The following is a 16891-nucleotide window of genomic DNA, read 5'->3' on the forward strand; positions in this document are numbered from 1 at the left end:
AGTTAAAACTATCCCTGTGAGTGCTGAAGTAAAACTACTCCTGAGAGCACAGAAGTTAAAACTACTCCTGAGAGCACAGAAGTTAAAACTACTCCTGAGAGCACAGAGGGTAAAGCTACTCCTGAAAGCACGGAAGTCAAAGTTATTCCGGAGCCTAAAGACATTCCAGACGGCACTCGTGGTGCAGCAGAGAATTCTGCAGGGGAAACACCAGAACCAAATTTAGCAGAAGAAAAAAGAAGACGACAGCTTGCCCCTATTTTTAAACAGTTAAAAGCTATTGATGAACTGCATAAAGATCTTCTTAAGCGAAGTAATAACAGCACCTCGAGAAAAAATAAAGAGAATTATAAAAACGCGTCTAAGGCCGCAGGGCAGATTCACTTTGATGTATTTGCTTTATCGCAAAAATACATTGCTGATGGTGATTTAGATCACTATAAAAACACTAGTGCGCACATTTTTAATGACGGTAAGGATATCCAGGAACTCAATAAGCATCGTGGTATTAATAAAACTATATTAATTAATATTGCTTTATGTATTGCAGGACTTGGTGTGTTTTACGCAGCCGCTTGCTTAGTTAAAGGCGGTTTCTTTAGTGTTGATACTAAATCTAAGAAAGTAGTTGATGAAGTTTCTGCTACAGTTACGGCTGCAATTGCGGCACCAGCAGCTTAATCATTGATTGGGCTGGAATCGGCCAAAGGCACTCTTTCCAATAAAGGAAAGAGTGCATTATTCTTTTGAAGTTCATATTATTGTTATCCACAACTTAATTAGCTTTTGTGCTTCATTCGTATTATTCTTGGGGTAATTCTTTAAAGACATAAGACTATGGTAAAAAATAGCCCGCAAATTACTTTTGATGAGGAACTTGCCCAATTTAACTGTACAGGCCGGTGGTCTGTTATGGATGTTGGCAGTTTGTTAAAAAAAATTACCGCGAGCACCTTACCTAAAACGCAAAAAATCAAAGTAAATGGCGAGGGGATCAGCCATCTTGATAGTGCAGGAGCCTTGGCTTTAATTAAATGTGTTAATGCGCTAAAACAAAGAGATAATGAAGTTGCGCTGGTGGGGTTTAGCAAAATACAACAACAGCTTTTAGATTTAATACAAGAAAAACAGGGAATCTTGGACTATCAAATTCCGTCCCCCCCCAAAGAGAACTTTCTTTATAAATTAGGTAAAGAATCTGAAACTAAATTAGCTCAGGTTGATGGCCTGATTATTTTAATTGGTGATTTGGCAACAAAGCTTTTTGATGCTTTTGGCAATTGGCGTCGTTTTCAATGGCCCAGCATTATGTCAAACATTGATGCTACTGGAATAAAAGCTTTACCCATCTTGGCATTACTTTCATTTCTGATTGGCGTGGTGTTGGCTTATCAAATGGGATTGCAATTAACAACTTATGGTGCAAATAGTTTTATTGCTTATTTATCGGGTATGGCTATTTTTCGCGAATTTGCGCCCTTAATTACCGCAATTATTGTTGCCGGGCGAACCAGTTCAGCTTATACGGCACAACTAGGTAGCATGAAAGTCAATGAAGAAATTGATGCACTCTTAACTATGGGCTTATCACCCACGGAACTCTTGGTTTTGCCTAAGGTATTAGGGTTATTGATTGCTTTTCCATTATTAATTTTTTGGGCTGATATTTTTAGTATTTTAGGCTCGATGATTATGGCCAATAATATGTTAGGAATTGGTTTCCTTGATTTTTTGCAGCGATTAAGAGATTCTGTAGGTATTTCACAATTTAAATTAGGTCTTTATAAAGCGCCAGCATTTGCATTATTAATTGCTTTGGTGGGGTGCTTTCAGGGATTTAGAGTTGAGGCAGGCACGGAGAAAAATATTGGGAGCCAGACGACGAAAAGTGTGGTGCAATCGTTATTTCTGATTATTATTGCTGATGCGATTTACTCAATAATTTATAGCTGGATGAAGTTGTAGATGAGCGAACCCATTATCGAAATTACCGGAATGAAGAATTATCTTGGCAGTCAATGGGTGCATTCAGATATTAATTTGACGGTTAATAAGGGTGAAATTTTAGCCATTATTGGTGGCTCGGGTAGTGGTAAGACCACCATATTACGCTGTTTGTTAATGTTGTTGAAACCTACAGCAGGCAGGATTAAAATATTTGGTCAAGATATTAACGGCCTAGATGCCCAGCAGTCCTTTCTGCTGCGCCGGCGTTGGGGTATGCTTTTCCAACATAGCGCATTATTTTCATCCATGAATGTTCTGGAAAATGTGATGTTCCCGATGAAAGAATTCACGAATTTAGAACCTGAATTCATGCATGAATTGGCTTTATTAAAGATCGCCTTAGTAGGGTTACCTCAAGAAGCCGCAGGTAAATTGCCTTCCGAATTAAGTGGTGGAATGCAACGACGAGCAGCAGCAGCTCGTGCAATAGCCATGGATCCGGAGTTATTATTTCTCGATGAGCCGACTACCGGTTTGGATCCACGAAGTGCACGACTTTTTGATGATTTAGTTGTTTTTTTAAGAAATTCTTTAAACTTGACCATTGTGATGGTGAGTCACGATATTGAGTCTTTAAAGCGCACTACAGATCGTGTTGCTTTTGTTGGCGATGGCAAAATTTTAAGTGTGGAACCAATTCATGAATTAATGAAAAATAAAAATAAGCTAATTGCCGATTATTTTAATAAAGTATAACAGAAATTAAGACGTAGGAGATAAGTTATTTGGAAGCGAAAACCAATTACACCATTGTTGGTGTAGTCGTACTTATATTGATAGTAGGGCTTTTATCTGCCATGTTATGGTTGTCGGTTGGTTTTAACAAAAAATCATATAACTTCTATACCGTTTACCTGCATGAAGCGGCTTCGGGATTAAGTAAGGATGCCGCGGTAAAGTATAATGGGGTGCAGGTTGGTTATGTGCATGAAATAAAATTGAATAAAAATGATCCCAGACAAGTTGAGATTATATTAAGTATTGAGTCAGGAACACCTATTACTACGAGCACTGTGGCAACTTTGATTTCTCAAGGAATCACTGGCGTGACTTATATTGGCCTGACTGCCGGTTCTTCTGATCTGACCCCCATAAAAAAATTACCCGGAGAGCCTTATCCCGTTATTCCTGCGCGCCCCTCTTTATTTAATCAATTAGATAGTCTTTTAAAAGAGGTTTCTGAAAGTATTGGTAAAGTAAGTGTCCAGGCGCAACATATTTTTAATGAAGAAAATGCAAGCCACGTAAGACATATATTAGCCAATATGGAGCGGTTGACTGGGGTGGTTGCGCACAATAGCAAAAAAATTGATACCAGTATCAAAAATGCTGATGTATTTTTGGCTAATTTGGCTAAAAGCAGTCATGATTTTCCACAAATGATTCGTGAATTACAAACAGGAATATCCAAATTTAAAACAATGGCCGATAGTTTAAGTAAAGCTGGAACCAGTGTCTCAAGTACTATGAGTTCAGGAAAAAATACACTGGAGAAACTTTCCCAAGAGACGGTTGCTCCAGCGGCAATTTTATTACGTCGATTAAATGCTATTTCGGCAAACCTTGAACAGGTTAGCAGTGAAATTCGCCAAAATCCTTCGGTCGTCATTCGCGGAAGTGCTGCGCCGAAACCTGGGCCAGGAGAATAAGTGATGAGAATATTAAAGGGTATTGGTGTCAGTATGAGTGCTTTAACGCTTATTGCGTGCTCACCAGTCAAAATCCCGGTAACCAATCAATATCAATTGACGGAATACAGCAGTAAACAGCTTGCGAAACATCCTCGGCATATTGCTCTATGGGTTACGGCGCCTGAGGCCGTTGCCGGTTATCAAACAGAACAAATGCTTTATGTTAATAAGCCTTTTCAACGCGCACCTTTTGTAAAAAATGCGTGGACTAATCCTCCTGGCGATATGCTCTACCCATTAATGGTGCAAAGTTTACAACGAACTGGCTTTTTTTATGCAGTGATGTCTAGTGTTTATAGCCAGGGTGCTGATTATCGATTAGATACGCAACTGCTTTCGCTCGAGCAGAATTTCCTTAAAAAGCCTAGTGTTATTGAGTTTTCAGCCAAGGTCGTATTGACAAAAGTAGCTGATAATAAAGTAATTGCGTCGAAGATTATTAGCCAACAAATTCCTTGTCCAGCAGAGACACCTTATGGTGGCGTTGTCGCAGCGAATAAAGCAACGCGTCAATTTACGGCGATTATGTCTGATTTTGTGGTATCGCATATTGGCGATGGAGCTTAAATTGATTCTGCTGATTTTAATACTAATTAATTAGCCGTTTCGCCTTGGGTGCTGCTAGTAAAAGTAGGAATCAGCAAGACCTTCTATAGCCAAAAAATAAAAAGAATTGTACAATGTGCCCTCAAGTGCCCAGTATTGGGATTTTATTAATTGTTAATAATAAAAAGAATAAAGGAGATTGAGGATGAAAGCCGGATCGTTTTGTAAATTAGGTCTGCTTGCTGCGAGTGTTTTATTTGTAGCTGCTTGTTCTAAGGCGCCAGGTAGTGCTGATGGAGCTGGTATAAGTGATGCTGGAGCTTCTGCTCAAGGTCTGGGACAATTTACTCATTTTTCTGGTCAAGAGCCAGGTGAGTCCTATACAACTCAAGCACCACACAATCAATTGTATTTATTCTCTTACGATGACAGTAATTTAAACCCTAAATACTTGCCATCTGTTAACGCACAGGCTGAATACCTGAAGTCTCATGCTGGCGCGCGTGTTTTAGTCGCAGGACATACTGACGAGCGTGGTAGTCGTGAATATAACGTAGCTCTTGGTGAGCGTCGTGCAAATACGGTCGCTGATATTTTACGCATGGCGGGTGTAAGCAGACAGCAAATCCGTATTGTGAGCTATGGAAAAGAGCGTCCAATTAATTTAGGACATGATGAAGCGTCGCACTTGCAAAACCGACGTGTGGAATTTACTTATGAGGCAACAAGATGATTAATTGCAAAAAACACATTATCGCTGCTGGTTTTATGCTAACACTTCCTTTGGTCGGTTGGTCAGAGGCACCCGTGGTTGATGATAGTGATAATTTTGCAATTATGGATGGACGGCAGGCGCATGAAGCGTCTGTTGTCGATTCCAGATATGATGAGCCACAGTTTGAAAGTGCACAAAATGATACTTACCCAACAGACGGTTATCCAGGGGACGACGGTCCTGCACTTGCCAAAGACGATCAAGCGAATAGTTCCAATAATAGCGTAGCAAATAATGCAAAGCTGATTGATAAAGTTCAAGGTTTGCAACAAGAAATACAAGAGCTTCGTGGTCAATTAGAAGTTCAAGCACATGATTTAAAATTATTACAGCAACAACAAGTTGCTTTTTATAAAGATTTAGACACGCGTTTGAGTGGAAATACTTCCGTAAAAGCCACCGTGCAAAATAAACCAGCAATAGATCTCTCTGCGGCCACTAAAGAACCAGCGCCCAAAGCAAGTGCACCAGCAGTGCAACCCCATGGAAGCACAACTGCTGCAACGATGCCTATGCCAGCTCCTGTTTCCAGAACAAATCCAGCTGATGAGCAAATCAGTTATTTAGCTGCTTATGAATTAGTAAAAAATAGACGTTATGATGATGCATTAAATTCGATGAATCTGTTTGTGCAAAAATACCCTCGCGGTGGTTACACTGCGAATGCCCAATATTGGTTAGGTGAGTTGTATTTAGTTAAGAAAGATTATGCAAAAGCGGTAGAACATTTTAATGTGGTATTGCAACAATTTGCTACCTCAAGTAAATCAGCTGCAAGTATGCTGAAGGTGGGGTATGCGTATGATGCAATGGGTAATAAACCCGAGGCGAAGAAATACCTGCAACAAGTGGTAAGAGCTTATCCTGGCACACCTACTGCGCAATTAGCTAATTCAAAATTACAAACAATATAAGACATTTTGGATGGGAATTAGTTTCCTATTGCTTAAGACAACCCATAAGTATTATGGGTTGTCTTTTTCAGTTTTAAATACATAAAATTTTGTGGAATGACTTATTAGATCATTGTTCCCAAGGAGAAACATTATGCATTGGGTTGCTCATGCTCCTGCTAATATTGCATTGATTAAATATATGGGTAAAAAGGATGAGAGTTCGAATAATCCAGATAACTCCTCGTTGTCCTATAGCTTAAATAACTTATTAAGTACGGTTAAATTAGAGCAAATCAATTCAAAAGACGATGTATGGGAACCCTTAAAGACGCCAGGGGTACCTGAATTTGCTTTGTCGGAGGTGGGGAAAACAAAATTTCTCAATCATTTGGCACGTATAAAAAAACGCTTTGCTTATGATGGGGGATTCTTAGTACAGTCGTGCAATAATTTTCCTCATAGTAGTGGCATGGCGAGTTCTGCATCAAGTTTTGCCGCATTAACACGATGTGCTGTATTTGCACTTGCTGAATTAACGCAAAAAGAAATACTTTCAGTTGATGAGCAAGCATACATAAGTCGTTTGGGTTCTGGCTCTTCGTGCCGTTCTTTTTATTCGCCGTGGGCGTTGTGGCAAGAGGATAAGGTTACGGCAATTGATTTACCTTACCCCGAGCTAGTACACCAGGTAGTTGTCATTGACGCCGAGAAAAAAGAGGTTTCGTCAAGTGAGGCTCATAAACGGGTTAAGAGTAGTGATCTTTATGTCACACGTAGCCAAAGAGCAGAAGAGCATTTAACTTTATTATTGGCGGCATTTAAAGCGAACGATTGGGGCAAGGCTTATCAAATCTGCTGGCGTGAATTTCAAGACATGCATCAATTGTTTAATACCTGCGCCCAACCTTTTTCGTACATCACTGAAAATAGCTTAGCCGTGCTGAATGATTTGGAACAGCTTTGGGATAAGAAAGGTGATGGCCCTCTGGTGACCATGGATGCTGGACCTAATATTCATTTGCTGTATCGTCCGGATCAAATTGAAATGGCACGTGAATTTAAACGTGATTATTTAGTAGGTAATTATGACGTTCTGTGATTTTGAAACAACAACTTATGGTAAATGGATTTTAGTCGGTGAACATGCTGTTGTGCGCGGGCATGCTGCTTTAGTGTTTCCTATTAAAGAAAAAAAATTAACCTTAAGCTATTCTGCTAAATCCGCTTCGCTGGGAGCTGATTATACGGGTAGTAGTGGCGCAGACATGCAATTATTGTTTTGGAGCGTATTAGAACATGGCATGCAGTTGCTGGGGCGCTCATTGAATCAATTAGGTGGCCATTTTCTTTTAGACAGCACAATACCCGTTGGTGTGGGGATGGGCGCTTCTGCCGCTCTTTGCGTGGCAATGAGTCGTTGGTTTTGCACACAACAAATGTTAGAAGAAAGCCAATGTAATGCGTTTGCCAAAGAATTGGAGCATTTATTTCATGGCAAAAGCAGTGGTTTAGATGTTGCCGGTGTTGCGGCTGATGGAGGCGTTTATTTTAAAGCTGGGTATACCGTTCCATTAAAACAAATAGTTCAACCCAAGTATTTTTTATCTTCGTGTAATCAAATTGGTATTACTTCTCATTGCATCCAGCAAGTGCAAGGTCTATGGGATAAAAATCCTGCCTTGGCCCGCAAACTTGATGAGCAAATGGTTGAGTCTGTGGAAGAGGCCAAAGTAGCATTAGAGCAGGGTGGTGCAGATGCAGAGTCGTTCCTGGCGCAAGCGATTAATAAGGCAGCTGATTGTTTCGTGCAATGGGGTTTGGTAAGTGAAGGCTTGCAACAGCATATGAATCGTTTAACTGCTGAAGGCGCTATTGCCGTCAAACCTACAGGGTCTGGAGGTGGGGGTTTTGTGCTGAGTCTTTGGAATAAACAGCCTCCAAATGATTTGGATTTATTAGCCGTTTGAGCAAAAATCCTCTTTTGCCTGTGGGAAAGGTGTCACGTTAAGGATAAATCTCTACTTCCCGCGGAATGTAGGAGTAAGGCTTAACTTGACGCCTTTGAGCTTTACCGCCGGCAATTTAGCCCGGGCCATTTTTCGTGTAAGGCTCGCGAGTCACGACGGGTGGTAATATAGGTGCTAAAAGCTGTTTTTGATAATCACGTAATGCCTGTAAAGGATTCGTCTCATCACGAGTTATACTTTCTTTATACTTTTTATAGGCTTCAGAATCAAAAGCTTCATTTTTCAGTGATGCCTCAAAATGTTCTAATGATTTTGTTTTGCCCCATAATGGCATAAAGAATGTTTGTGGGGATCTAAATAGTGCAGTAAGAGTGCGTGATATGTTCAAGGCTTCTCTTAAGCTTGGAGCAGAGATAAATACCCCACCTTCTTTTAATGAGTCATCTATATTCCAGTAAGTTACTTTGTAGTCAAGCAACGCATCGATGGTATCAAATACCTGAGCCTTCAATGCGTTTAGATCAACATCGGCTTCTCTTTTGTTTTTTACTAAATGAATGTACTCATGAATATTTTCTTTAATAAAAAGCACACGTCTTAATTGATAAAGTTTTTCATCAAGATGCATTATTTTAAGTCGACAGGCTATAGGGGCATATCCGAGAGGCGAAGAGTATTCTTGTTTTCTAAGTAGCTCTTGTTCAACGCTGATCCTTCCTTCTAACGCTAGATATAAATCGTGTAGTGGTGTATTTCCCGGCAATTTATAAGGCACCGATAGAGACGGCTGAGAATCTTGTTTTGGCATTTACGTTCCTTTGTTAGTGCACATTTAATGAGCGCGATCTTAACAGAAGACAAAGTAAAAACAATATGAAATATACGAAATTTAGGGCAAGCTGGTAAAGCAACAAACAATGTAAATGCTTACAAAATTAATAAGATGCTATAAAAAATAACATTTAAGCATTTTTAGTGTAAAATAATCCTGCGCTTAAAAAAAACAAAATGTAGAGATGGTGTTATGACGACAAGCAGTGGAATTCTTCAATCTTATCTGGATACGTTAAGTAGCGATACATTGCTTGAGCTGGATGATAATGCTTTATTTCTTCATAATAAGTCAAAACAGGGCGGAGATTTTTCCCCCGTACTTAATGATTTTCTTAAAGTTATTGAAGATTATAGTGGTGACATGATTTCTTATGAACTCATGCTTCCTTACATGAGCGATGAGCGAAAAAAGCAATTGATTGGGGATCTGCAAATCACCAAAGTACTTTTATTTGCCCAAACTAAATATGAATTATTGCATCAAAAAAAAGAAAATCAGCGAAAATATGCTGATTATATAGAACGATGTGATGAACTACTTGTTTTACTTAATCAATACAAGTCATTAAGATTTTATCTTGAGATTATCAATAATTTTGATGCTGCCTTGTTTCCTTATTTAACTGCAGAAAACAAAGTCCAGTTACAACGAAATTTGAACATTGCGGCTCTGCTGTTATTATCTGAAACACAATATGACGGTGAAAAACAACGATGCGAGCAACTTCTCGATGCTTTGCAACATGATGCATTGAAAAAATCACCAGCGCAAGCTCATCTTACAAGAGGCAACCCCATTAAGTATGTGTGGCTTAGCCTTGGAAACGTACTGTCTAAATATATAGTTCAATGGGTGGACAGTAGTCAAACCAAAGTAATTATAGGTGCGATGAGCGCACTTAATGAGAAACGATTGTACTGGGTTTGGGGCGGCGGGCTGTTAAATACCGTCATTGGTTTGCTGCCGGCAGATTTTTTTAATGTGGATAATGCTTCCAAAGTAGCGTGTGCGCCGGATCCTTATATGGGGTGTATGAGCTGGGGCCTATACTATTTTCGCTTTGCTCTGAATTTGGGTTTATTGCTCAAACACACAATTAAGGGACCATGGATGTCTAAAGAGGAAAGCCAAACCCCCATGAGCGAACGATTTCTTACCCAGTGGAACCAGCGAAAGTTTACTTTGCTTAATGATTCACTGTGGGCCACTGCCAATATGGCTTGTTTTTTCTGGCTTAATGCCAAAAATGCATTGGGAGCCTGGGGTGATCTGTTAACCTTGGTACTTTTAGTTTTTGATGCGAGCGCGGCGATTTGGGGTTTTGTAGAGCAAAAAACACAATACCTTAAAGAGGTAGAGCAATTTGATTTGGATATTCGGCGTTTAACGGATGAGATTGAGCATGTGCAAATGGATGCCCAATTAGATGAAAAAAATAAACTGATAAGGATTCAAATATACACGCTAAGATTACTTGCCTTAGAACGCTCGCAAACCCAGTGCAAAAACACGTGGGAATGCCAAAAATTAAGCGCACAAACTGAGATTGCTTATGCGATTGCTCTGGTAATTGCTTTTGCTTTAATGACGGCGCTCTTTTTGCCGATTACAGGTGCTGCATTAATGGTGATTAGTATTGGCGGCACGGCTCTTTGTTTTGCGCTTACGGTGCTTTATAATGCAGTAAAAAATGATCTAAAAATCTATGAAGCCCATTTATCTTCTGAAAATTCCCGCTGTGCGCTTAATAAGAAAATCGTTGCTTTTCAAAAACCAAATTTAGATGCTCACGAAAAAAAATTACTTTTTCTGGAAATCAAGCAATTAGAGGCGGAAGCGAAATATCAAAAAGGAATGGTGGATTTGCAGACCATGCATTTTTTTCGTTCTCTGATAATTGAGGCTTTTTTCCCACCGCTTATTTTTGCTTCGTTTGTCTTTTTGCCTTTAGGTCCTGGATTTGCAATATTAGCGGTTGCCCTTGCTTTGGCGGTAAAATCTAATTCAATGATTAATTCCAAGTTTAATCCTCCCAAAGAAGACTTAACCGCATTTGCTCAAGAAGAATATGAGCAATTTTGTAAGAATGCAGGTCAACGCATTAAACCATCTTTGTGCTCGGGATCATTTTTCTTTAAATCTAATTCGGTTGTGCAAGAAGGTTCTTTTGATGAGCGGCTTGGGCATGCAGGATGCAGTTTGTAATGGCGTAGAGGTTAATCAACAAATTGATAATAAACTTCGTTTTCTTTTATCATCCCTAACTCATGGCGTGCTTGTTCTTCTAAGGCTTGCTCACCACTTTTAAGTTCTTTAATGTCGGCTTCCAATGCTTTATTGCGGGCAACTAATTTGTTGTTTTCCTGTTCATGCTCAGCCAGCTTTTTTTCCAAGCTTATCCATTGAATTAAATTTCCATCGCCCAGCCACAGCTTATGTTGTAAAACAATTAAGGCAATAATCAAAATAATAAATACGGGGCGCATAAGTTTTGCTTATTCATTTAGAGTATCCATTAAATCATTGTATTACCTTATTGCAATATGGGGCAATATCTGTAGGAAGTATTTTCAATCAGTTGTTGACCTTTTCTATGTCCCAATGCTTGCATAGTTCATGGTATGCCTTACTTTGGTGCTTGAAAATTAATCTTCTAACCCAAGGTTCATCGCCCCATTATTATGGTTAATCAATAATTTTACGCAAAATATGCAGTTCATTGTCCAGTTTTTCTATTTTTTCTAACAATTCAATGGCGAGTACTACGCCAGGTAAATTAATACCTAAATCTCGATGTAAGCGAAAAGCTGATTCAATGCGACGCAGTTCTTTCTGATTTAATTTTAACTGTTCAATTTGCGTGGATTTGTTGGAAAATAGTCCATGTTCCATCATTTCTACCAACAATTTTTCAGGTATATTGTATTTGTGGCATACTTCGGTATAGGTAATGGTCTCCGATTCTTCAATTAGCATGCCGATTAAAATACTATCTTGACTCATGTTTATACTCCCATTTTGTCACGTGGATTAAAAGGCATTACTTCGGCCATTTTTTTATATAAATCTGTAGCCGCTTCGGTTGCTGCTGGCGGGGTAACAATTTTTAAAAGCACATATTGATTGCCTGGAGTTGCACCAGGTAAGCCTCGGTTTTTCAATCTTAATTTTTGGCCACCTTGTGAGCTTGCAGGAATCTTTAAATCAATTTTTCCTGACAATGTAGGAACTGTCACGGTGGTTCCTAAAGCGGCTTCCCAAGGAGTAACGGGTAATGTAAGGTAAATATCATTGTCCATCACATCGAAAACAGGGTGTTTATCTACATGTATAGTAAGGTAGATGTCACCAGGGGGGCCTCCATTAAATCCTGGGGCTCCTTGGCCTGCTAAACGAATTTGTTGGCCTGATTTAACTCCTGCAGGGACTTTAACTTTTAATGTTTGCATGGTTGTTTGCGCACGTTGTCCCACGGGAATCTGAATGCTTTTTACTGTTCCATGAAACGCTTCTTCCAGACTGATATTAATTTTACCTTGATAATCTTGTCCTGCCATAGGCTGTTGTTGGTAACGCGAATGACCAAATAAGGATTCGAACAAATCGTCATTAAATTGCGTACCTTGGCTTTGATAGGGACCAGAGTGTTCCGTGTGCCAAGTAGATTGCTGCTGTCCTCGGCCACCGGCGTCCTTATGTTTCAGATATTGATCATATTCAGCGCGTTTAACTGGATCTTTTAAGACCTCATAGGCTTCCCCCATTTCTTTAAATTGTTCTTCAGCATTTGTTTCTTTACTGATATCCGGATGATATTTGCGAGCCAGTCTTCGATAAGCCAATTTAATGTCTTTCTCGCTTGCATCCTGGCTTAATCCCATTATTTTGTAATAGTCTTTATCCATTTTTATGCTCTCAAAAGTATGCTTTTATTATTTTTGTAACACGTAATCCCCGGGCGCATCAGGTAAGTCTTTATTAAGAACAGGGGGCTTAATTTGCGTAGAACTTGATTGTTCAACAAGCCATTCATGCCAGGCCGTCCACCACGAGCCACTTCGTTCTTCAGCTTGTTCACACCAGGCCATCGGATCAAGATAAGGTGCGTCTTTTTTATGTTCACTAATACGATAGCTGCGTCCAGGATGTCCCGGTTCGCTGACTATTCCGGCGTTATGTCCACCATTGGTCAGAACAAAGGTAATATCACTATTAATCAATAAATGGGTTTTATATACCGATTTCCATGGGGCTACGTGATCTTTTTCCGTACTGACGACAAAGGCAGGGAGCTGGATATTTCTTGCAACGATGTGTTTGCACTCTATTGTAAATCGGCCTTCAGCAAAATCGTTATTAAGGAATAATTTCTCCAAATATTCACTGTGCATTTTATAGGGCATGCGTGTGGCATCAGCATTCCATGCGAGTAAGGCGATCATTCCACGTTGAGTTCCATGCATGTAATCTTGTACCATCTTAGACCAAATCAGATCATAAGAACGAAGCATTTGGAATGTACCTGCCATTTGCTTGGTATCTAAATAGCCTTGCTCCCACATCATGCTTTCAAGAAATGAAACTTCGCTTTGGGTAATAAATAGTAATAATTCACCAGCTTCAGTGAAATCACCTTGTGCGGCAAGCAAAGAAAGCGTTTTAATGCGATGATCATTATTTTTGGCCATTGCCGCAGCGGTTATCATGGCTAAAGTGCCACCAAGACAATAACCCATTAAATGAATTTTGGCATCGGGCCTTGCTTGAGAGACGGCATCAATTGCTGCCATAGCGCCTTGTCGGTAGTAATCCTCGAGTCCCAGATCCCTGTCTTTAGAATCTGGATTTAACCAGGAGACAATAAACACAGTATGTCCTTGTTGCGTGAGCCAGTTTACCAAGGAATTGGTCGGTAACAGATCAAGAATGTAATATTTCATAATCCAGGCAGGGAGCATTAAAATGGGTTCTTTATAAACTTTTTTAGTTTGAGCTTCATATTGGATTAGTTCAATTAGATGGTTTTTGAATACGATTTTCCCCTTAGTGATTGCTACGTGTTGGCCTGGGATAAAGTGTTCTACACCTGCGGGAGGGGAACCTGTAAGTTTTTCAATCATATCCTGAATTGCCAATTCGGTTCCGCGTATTAGATTTTGTCCATTGGAGCGGATGGTTTCTTGCAATAAATCAGGATTAGTAAATATAAAATTCGAAGGAGATAAGGCATCGAGCAGTTGTCTCATTCTAAAAGCGACTATTCGTTGAACAGGTAAGGGTAAACCCGGTATGTCACGTGTTGCTTTCAAACACCAGTCTTCTATTTGCAAAAATTGTTCGGCCCAGAGACGCCAAGGATAAGCACTCCAATTTTCTGTATGAAAACGTACGTCATTACCTTCTGCGGGTTTTTCATGATTCATGAGATTATTCAAGTAATCAGGAAACTGCATCATCGGATACAAACCAAGTTTCAATAGAGTTCCTGGTGCTTGTAATAGTTGTGCTCCCCATGAGTAATAAGCGGTTCCCATGGCTGCAGGGCTAATACTTGCAGTAACTTTACCGAGATTGGCTTGATATGTCTTATCAATAAAGTCAAAAACATCAATTGACTCATAGGGATTATAATCTTTACAGTCTTGAGTTGTTGGTGTAGCTTGTGTTTTTTTGATTTGGGACGACGACTTATTTTTTTTAGCAGGAACCGTTTTTGTTATCTTTTTCATGGTCTCTGTCTCATCGCAAGTATTTGATAAAAATAAGTATAGGCTAGACCCTTTTATTTGTGTATTCGGAAATTAAAGTTCATACTATTTTTCTAGCTGTTTTTTATTCTATAGTGGAGATTTTTCATGCAAAAGTATTTGTTAAATACCTTTACTGCTAGCTTTTTATTGTTATTGGTAGGATGTCAGTCAAATCTGGGTAAGCCGGCTATGTTGTTTGGTAGCCCATTTAATGGACCTGCTTTTGCACCACAAGTTAATTTGACGCAATCGGTGCAGGAAGCGCTAATGCGTAATGATGAGCTGGCCATCGCGCCCGTCCGCGTTGAAAGCAGACAAAATACCGTTATTCTGAGTGGGTATGTGAAAAAAATTCGCCAAAGTGATACTGCAGAGCAAATTGCGCGTCAGGTTCCAGGGGTGCAATCTGTAGAAAATCGCATTATTGTTCGTCCGTAAATATTGGTGCAGGGTAGGGCCGTCTTGAGCTGATGAATCCTCATATGTCATTGATAGGCTGGGCTGTATGGCCCTTTGCCGTTAAGCTAAGGGAAAAAAGGGTGTTGATACGCTCCAGACCCGCTCGGGCTGAGGATAGATAAAAGTTACATTCCTTAACTTGACGGCTACGGAGTTTTTGTCTTTTGGTAAACACTCTTTTTTCTCTAAGAGCGCTCCACTTTTATTTTTCAAATAAAAAAATGATTTTGCAGTTTAAAATGCCCTAACTGTACTATATTTATACAATAGATTGAGCGAATTATTGCACCATATGGAGAATAAAATGGCTGATCTCATTCATAGTGTGTTACCTAGACCTCTTCGTGACATTGCATATATCCATCCTGAAGAATCTATTCGAAAATGTATTGATTTGATGATAGCCCTTGATATAGGCGCCGTAGTTGTTGTGGATAAACACCAGAAACTGTTGGGTATGGTAAGTGAGCGCGATATTGTGCGTTCTTGTTTGCATCAATGCGTTAATCTTGAGACGGGTAAGGTTGCTGATGTTCTTTACAAAGATGTGACTATTCTCAGTCCTAATGATGTCGTAGAAAAAGCCATGCAAGCCATGACGAAGACGAAGAGAAGGCATATCTTGATTCGTGATGAGAATGATGAATTTATAGCCATATTGTCTATCGGTGATTTGCTATTCCATTTATTAGACGACAAAGCCCGAACGATAGAACATTTGGAAAATTATATTCATACCTATTAACAGGACTATTATGAATGCTATAGTATTGTTTTCAATTAAGTTTATCTCTTATGAAAATAGCATATAGATTGTTTCTAATATTCCTCTTATTCAGCGTTAATGTATGGGCGAGTGATGTTGTATCTCCTTGGTATTCGCTCAACGCAGATAAAAAAGTAACCCTTAATGTGGAATTATTTCTTTCCACTACCTGCCCTCATTGCCATAAAGCAGATGCTTTTTTTAAGGACATTGCCGCCCAGCATCCTGAGTTGCATATTCAATCGAATTTTATTAATGAAGATAAAAATGCACTGCTGCGTTTTAATCAATTATTAAGTGAGCAACATCTGAGTGATTTTGCGGTACCCTCTATTTATTTCTGCAATTCGCGCTGGCTTGGTTTTGCGTCGGCTGAAACCACGGGTAAAGATCTTTTGCATGCGCTTAATTATTGTAAACAACAAATTGAAAAAAGTGGTACGTTAAGCACGGCTACAGTAAATACCTTAAGGCAATGGGCTAATGCCAATAAATTTGATGCGGGAATGGTGGAGAATCCGTCGGCCTTTAGGTACATTGTTAGCATTGCGCTTATAGATGCTTTTAGTCCCTGTTCCTTTTTTTGTTTTGCTGGCTTTTTGGCTTTTCTTTTCGTGGAAGAGCGTGGAAAAAAACAAATTACTGCAAGTTTGTTATTTATCTTTTCGGTGGTATTTATACACTATTTTCAACAGACTCATACCAGCGCCTTTTATCAATTACTTCCGTGGTTGCGAGTCCCTGCAGCCTTAGTAGGGGGGCTAGGTATTTATTTTGTAGTGCAACATTATAAGAAAAAGGCCAATAGCACTTTGTATTTTTCATTAGCGTTTTTATTGGGGTTAATGACCACGGCATATCAGCAAACGTGTGAGATGAATTGGGCTTATATTTTTGAGCAATGGTTGCATAATCAGCAGATATCTACGATGCAAGCAGGTATTTATCAATTATTTTACCAAGTTCTGTATGCATTGCCGTTACTATTAGGCTTAATTATTTATATAACTCTTCTTAAATTAAAGCGTTTCGCAGCATGGCAACCTCGCTTGCTCGCTTGTGGTTTGTTGTTTATTTTAGCGATTGCTTTATGCTTAATTGCTTATCCAATGCTGTTGTCTTATTTGCTGGTATCGCTATTTACCATGATAATATTGATCATTTGCGGACGCTTTTTAAATTTGACTTGATCTTAAACT

Annotated in this window: 19 protein-coding genes; 14 read left to right on the forward strand and 5 right to left on the reverse strand. The window is 39.4% G+C overall.

Annotated features, from left to right (window positions below; translation table 11 throughout):
* From LDG_RS19970 to LDG_RS01100, 10 genes are all read left to right on the forward strand, one after another.
* On the forward strand, positions 1-226 hold a 226-nt coding region (locus LDG_RS19970; protein WP_233491388.1), incomplete at its 5' end, for a hypothetical protein.
* Positions 227-558: 332 nt separating this feature from the next.
* On the forward strand, positions 559-681 hold the full coding sequence (locus LDG_RS20470; protein WP_006869222.1) for a hypothetical protein: 123 nt from the start codon (positions 559-561) through the stop codon (positions 679-681).
* A 156-nt stretch (positions 682-837) separates the two neighbouring features.
* The gene (locus LDG_RS01065) at positions 838-1965 is read left to right on the forward strand and encodes an MlaE family ABC transporter permease (protein WP_006869223.1); all 1128 of its coding nucleotides are present in this window, start codon (positions 838-840) and stop codon (positions 1963-1965) included.
* On the forward strand, positions 1966-2703 hold the full coding sequence (locus LDG_RS01070) for an ABC transporter ATP-binding protein (RefSeq protein ID WP_006869224.1): 738 nt from the start codon (positions 1966-1968) through the stop codon (positions 2701-2703).
* A 29-nt stretch (positions 2704-2732) separates the two neighbouring features.
* Complete coding sequence (locus tag LDG_RS01075) at positions 2733-3656, forward strand: MlaD family protein (RefSeq protein WP_006869225.1); 924 nt, start codon at positions 2733-2735, stop codon at positions 3654-3656.
* A 3-nt stretch (positions 3657-3659) separates the two neighbouring features.
* Complete coding sequence (locus tag LDG_RS01080) at positions 3660-4265, forward strand: ABC-type transport auxiliary lipoprotein family protein (RefSeq protein WP_006869226.1); 606 nt, start codon at positions 3660-3662, stop codon at positions 4263-4265.
* A gap of 184 nt (positions 4266-4449) precedes the next feature.
* Positions 4450-4977 carry a peptidoglycan-associated lipoprotein Pal gene (pal, locus tag LDG_RS01085; RefSeq protein WP_006869227.1) on the forward strand — a complete coding sequence of 176 codons (528 nt, stop codon included), beginning with the start codon at positions 4450-4452 and terminating at the stop codon, positions 4975-4977.
* The gene (ybgF, locus tag LDG_RS01090) at positions 4974-5933 is read left to right on the forward strand and encodes a tol-pal system protein YbgF (RefSeq protein ID WP_006869228.1); all 960 of its coding nucleotides are present in this window, start codon (positions 4974-4976) and stop codon (positions 5931-5933) included. Before pal ends, ybgF begins: the two co-directional genes overlap by 4 nt.
* Before the next feature lie 133 nt (positions 5934-6066).
* On the forward strand, positions 6067-7014 hold the full coding sequence (locus LDG_RS01095; protein ID WP_006869229.1) for a diphosphomevalonate/mevalonate 3,5-bisphosphate decarboxylase family protein: 948 nt from the start codon (positions 6067-6069) through the stop codon (positions 7012-7014).
* The gene (locus tag LDG_RS01100) at positions 7001-7882 is read left to right on the forward strand and encodes a mevalonate kinase family protein (protein WP_006869230.1); all 882 of its coding nucleotides are present in this window, start codon (positions 7001-7003) and stop codon (positions 7880-7882) included. The genes LDG_RS01095 and LDG_RS01100 overlap by 14 nt, the downstream gene beginning before the upstream one ends.
* 115 nt (positions 7883-7997) lie before the next feature.
* On the opposite strand, the gene LDG_RS01105 is transcribed toward LDG_RS01100, so the two are convergent.
* On the reverse strand, positions 7998-8690 hold the full coding sequence (locus tag LDG_RS01105) for a hypothetical protein (RefSeq protein WP_006869231.1): 693 nt from the start codon (positions 8688-8690) through the stop codon (positions 7998-8000).
* Positions 8691-8906: 216 nt separating this feature from the next.
* Between LDG_RS01105 and LDG_RS01110 the strand changes: the two genes are divergently transcribed.
* Entirely contained in the window at positions 8907-10922 is a 2016-nt protein-coding gene (locus tag LDG_RS01110; protein WP_006869232.1) for a hypothetical protein, read from the forward strand.
* Between the two features lie 11 nt (positions 10923-10933).
* On the opposite strand, the gene ftsB is transcribed toward LDG_RS01110, so the two are convergent.
* The 4 genes from ftsB to LDG_RS01130 form a co-directional block, all read right to left on the reverse strand.
* Positions 10934-11203, reverse strand: a complete 270-nt coding sequence (gene ftsB / locus LDG_RS01115) for a cell division protein FtsB (RefSeq protein WP_006869233.1) — start codon at positions 11201-11203, stop codon at positions 10934-10936.
* 199 nt (positions 11204-11402) lie between these two features.
* Positions 11403-11720: a chaperone modulator CbpM gene (locus LDG_RS01120; protein WP_006869234.1), complete on the reverse strand. Its 318-nt coding sequence runs from the start codon at positions 11718-11720 to the stop codon at positions 11403-11405.
* A 2-nt stretch (positions 11721-11722) separates the two neighbouring features.
* Complete coding sequence (locus LDG_RS01125; protein ID WP_006869235.1) at positions 11723-12622, reverse strand: DnaJ C-terminal domain-containing protein; 900 nt, start codon at positions 12620-12622, stop codon at positions 11723-11725.
* A gap of 27 nt (positions 12623-12649) precedes the next feature.
* A complete protein-coding gene (locus LDG_RS01130) occupies positions 12650-14446 on the reverse strand; it encodes a PHA/PHB synthase family protein (protein ID WP_006869236.1) in 1797 nt (598 codons plus the stop codon).
* Between the two features lie 126 nt (positions 14447-14572).
* Here LDG_RS01130 and LDG_RS01135 point away from each other — a divergent pair, with 126 nt between their 5' ends.
* From LDG_RS01135 to LDG_RS01145, 3 genes are all read left to right on the forward strand, one after another.
* The gene (locus tag LDG_RS01135) at positions 14573-14905 is read left to right on the forward strand and encodes a BON domain-containing protein (protein WP_006869237.1); all 333 of its coding nucleotides are present in this window, start codon (positions 14573-14575) and stop codon (positions 14903-14905) included.
* 325 nt (positions 14906-15230) lie between these two features.
* Positions 15231-15671 carry a CBS domain-containing protein gene (locus LDG_RS01140; protein ID WP_006869238.1) on the forward strand — a complete coding sequence of 147 codons (441 nt, stop codon included), beginning with the start codon at positions 15231-15233 and terminating at the stop codon, positions 15669-15671.
* A gap of 50 nt (positions 15672-15721) precedes the next feature.
* Positions 15722-16882, forward strand: a complete 1161-nt coding sequence (locus tag LDG_RS01145) for a thioredoxin domain-containing protein (protein ID WP_040534077.1) — start codon at positions 15722-15724, stop codon at positions 16880-16882.
* Positions 16883-16891 lie beyond the last annotated feature (9 nt).

Source organism: Legionella drancourtii LLAP12 (assembly GCF_000162755.2).
Classification (GTDB): Bacteria; Pseudomonadota; Gammaproteobacteria; order Legionellales; family Legionellaceae; genus Legionella; species Legionella drancourtii.

Coding starts and splice junctions, on each gene's coding strand:
- LDG_RS01065 (WP_006869223.1), top strand. CDS start 838: ATGGTAAAAAATAGCCCGCAAATTACTTTTGATGAGGAACTTGCCCAA.
- LDG_RS01070 (WP_006869224.1), top strand. CDS start 1,966: ATGAGCGAACCCATTATCGAAATTACCGGAATGAAGAATTATCTTGGC.
- LDG_RS01080 (WP_006869226.1), top strand. CDS start 3,660: ATGAGAATATTAAAGGGTATTGGTGTCAGTATGAGTGCTTTAACGCTT.
- pal (WP_006869227.1), top strand. CDS start 4,450: ATGAAAGCCGGATCGTTTTGTAAATTAGGTCTGCTTGCTGCGAGTGTT.
- ybgF (WP_006869228.1), top strand. CDS start 4,974: ATGATTAATTGCAAAAAACACATTATCGCTGCTGGTTTTATGCTAACA.
- LDG_RS01095 (WP_006869229.1), top strand. CDS start 6,067: ATGCATTGGGTTGCTCATGCTCCTGCTAATATTGCATTGATTAAATAT.
- LDG_RS01100 (WP_006869230.1), top strand. CDS start 7,001: ATGACGTTCTGTGATTTTGAAACAACAACTTATGGTAAATGGATTTTA.
- LDG_RS01105 (WP_006869231.1), bottom strand. CDS start 8,690: ATGCCAAAACAAGATTCTCAGCCGTCTCTATCGGTGCCTTATAAATTG.
- LDG_RS01110 (WP_006869232.1), top strand. CDS start 8,907: ATGACGACAAGCAGTGGAATTCTTCAATCTTATCTGGATACGTTAAGT.
- ftsB (WP_006869233.1), bottom strand. CDS start 11,203: ATGCGCCCCGTATTTATTATTTTGATTATTGCCTTAATTGTTTTACAA.
- LDG_RS01120 (WP_006869234.1), bottom strand. CDS start 11,720: ATGAGTCAAGATAGTATTTTAATCGGCATGCTAATTGAAGAATCGGAG.
- LDG_RS01125 (WP_006869235.1), bottom strand. CDS start 12,622: ATGGATAAAGACTATTACAAAATAATGGGATTAAGCCAGGATGCAAGC.
- LDG_RS01130 (WP_006869236.1), bottom strand. CDS start 14,446: ATGAAAAAGATAACAAAAACGGTTCCTGCTAAAAAAAATAAGTCGTCG.
- LDG_RS01135 (WP_006869237.1), top strand. CDS start 14,573: ATGCAAAAGTATTTGTTAAATACCTTTACTGCTAGCTTTTTATTGTTA.
- LDG_RS01140 (WP_006869238.1), top strand. CDS start 15,231: ATGGCTGATCTCATTCATAGTGTGTTACCTAGACCTCTTCGTGACATT.
- LDG_RS01145 (WP_040534077.1), top strand. CDS start 15,722: ATGAAAATAGCATATAGATTGTTTCTAATATTCCTCTTATTCAGCGTT.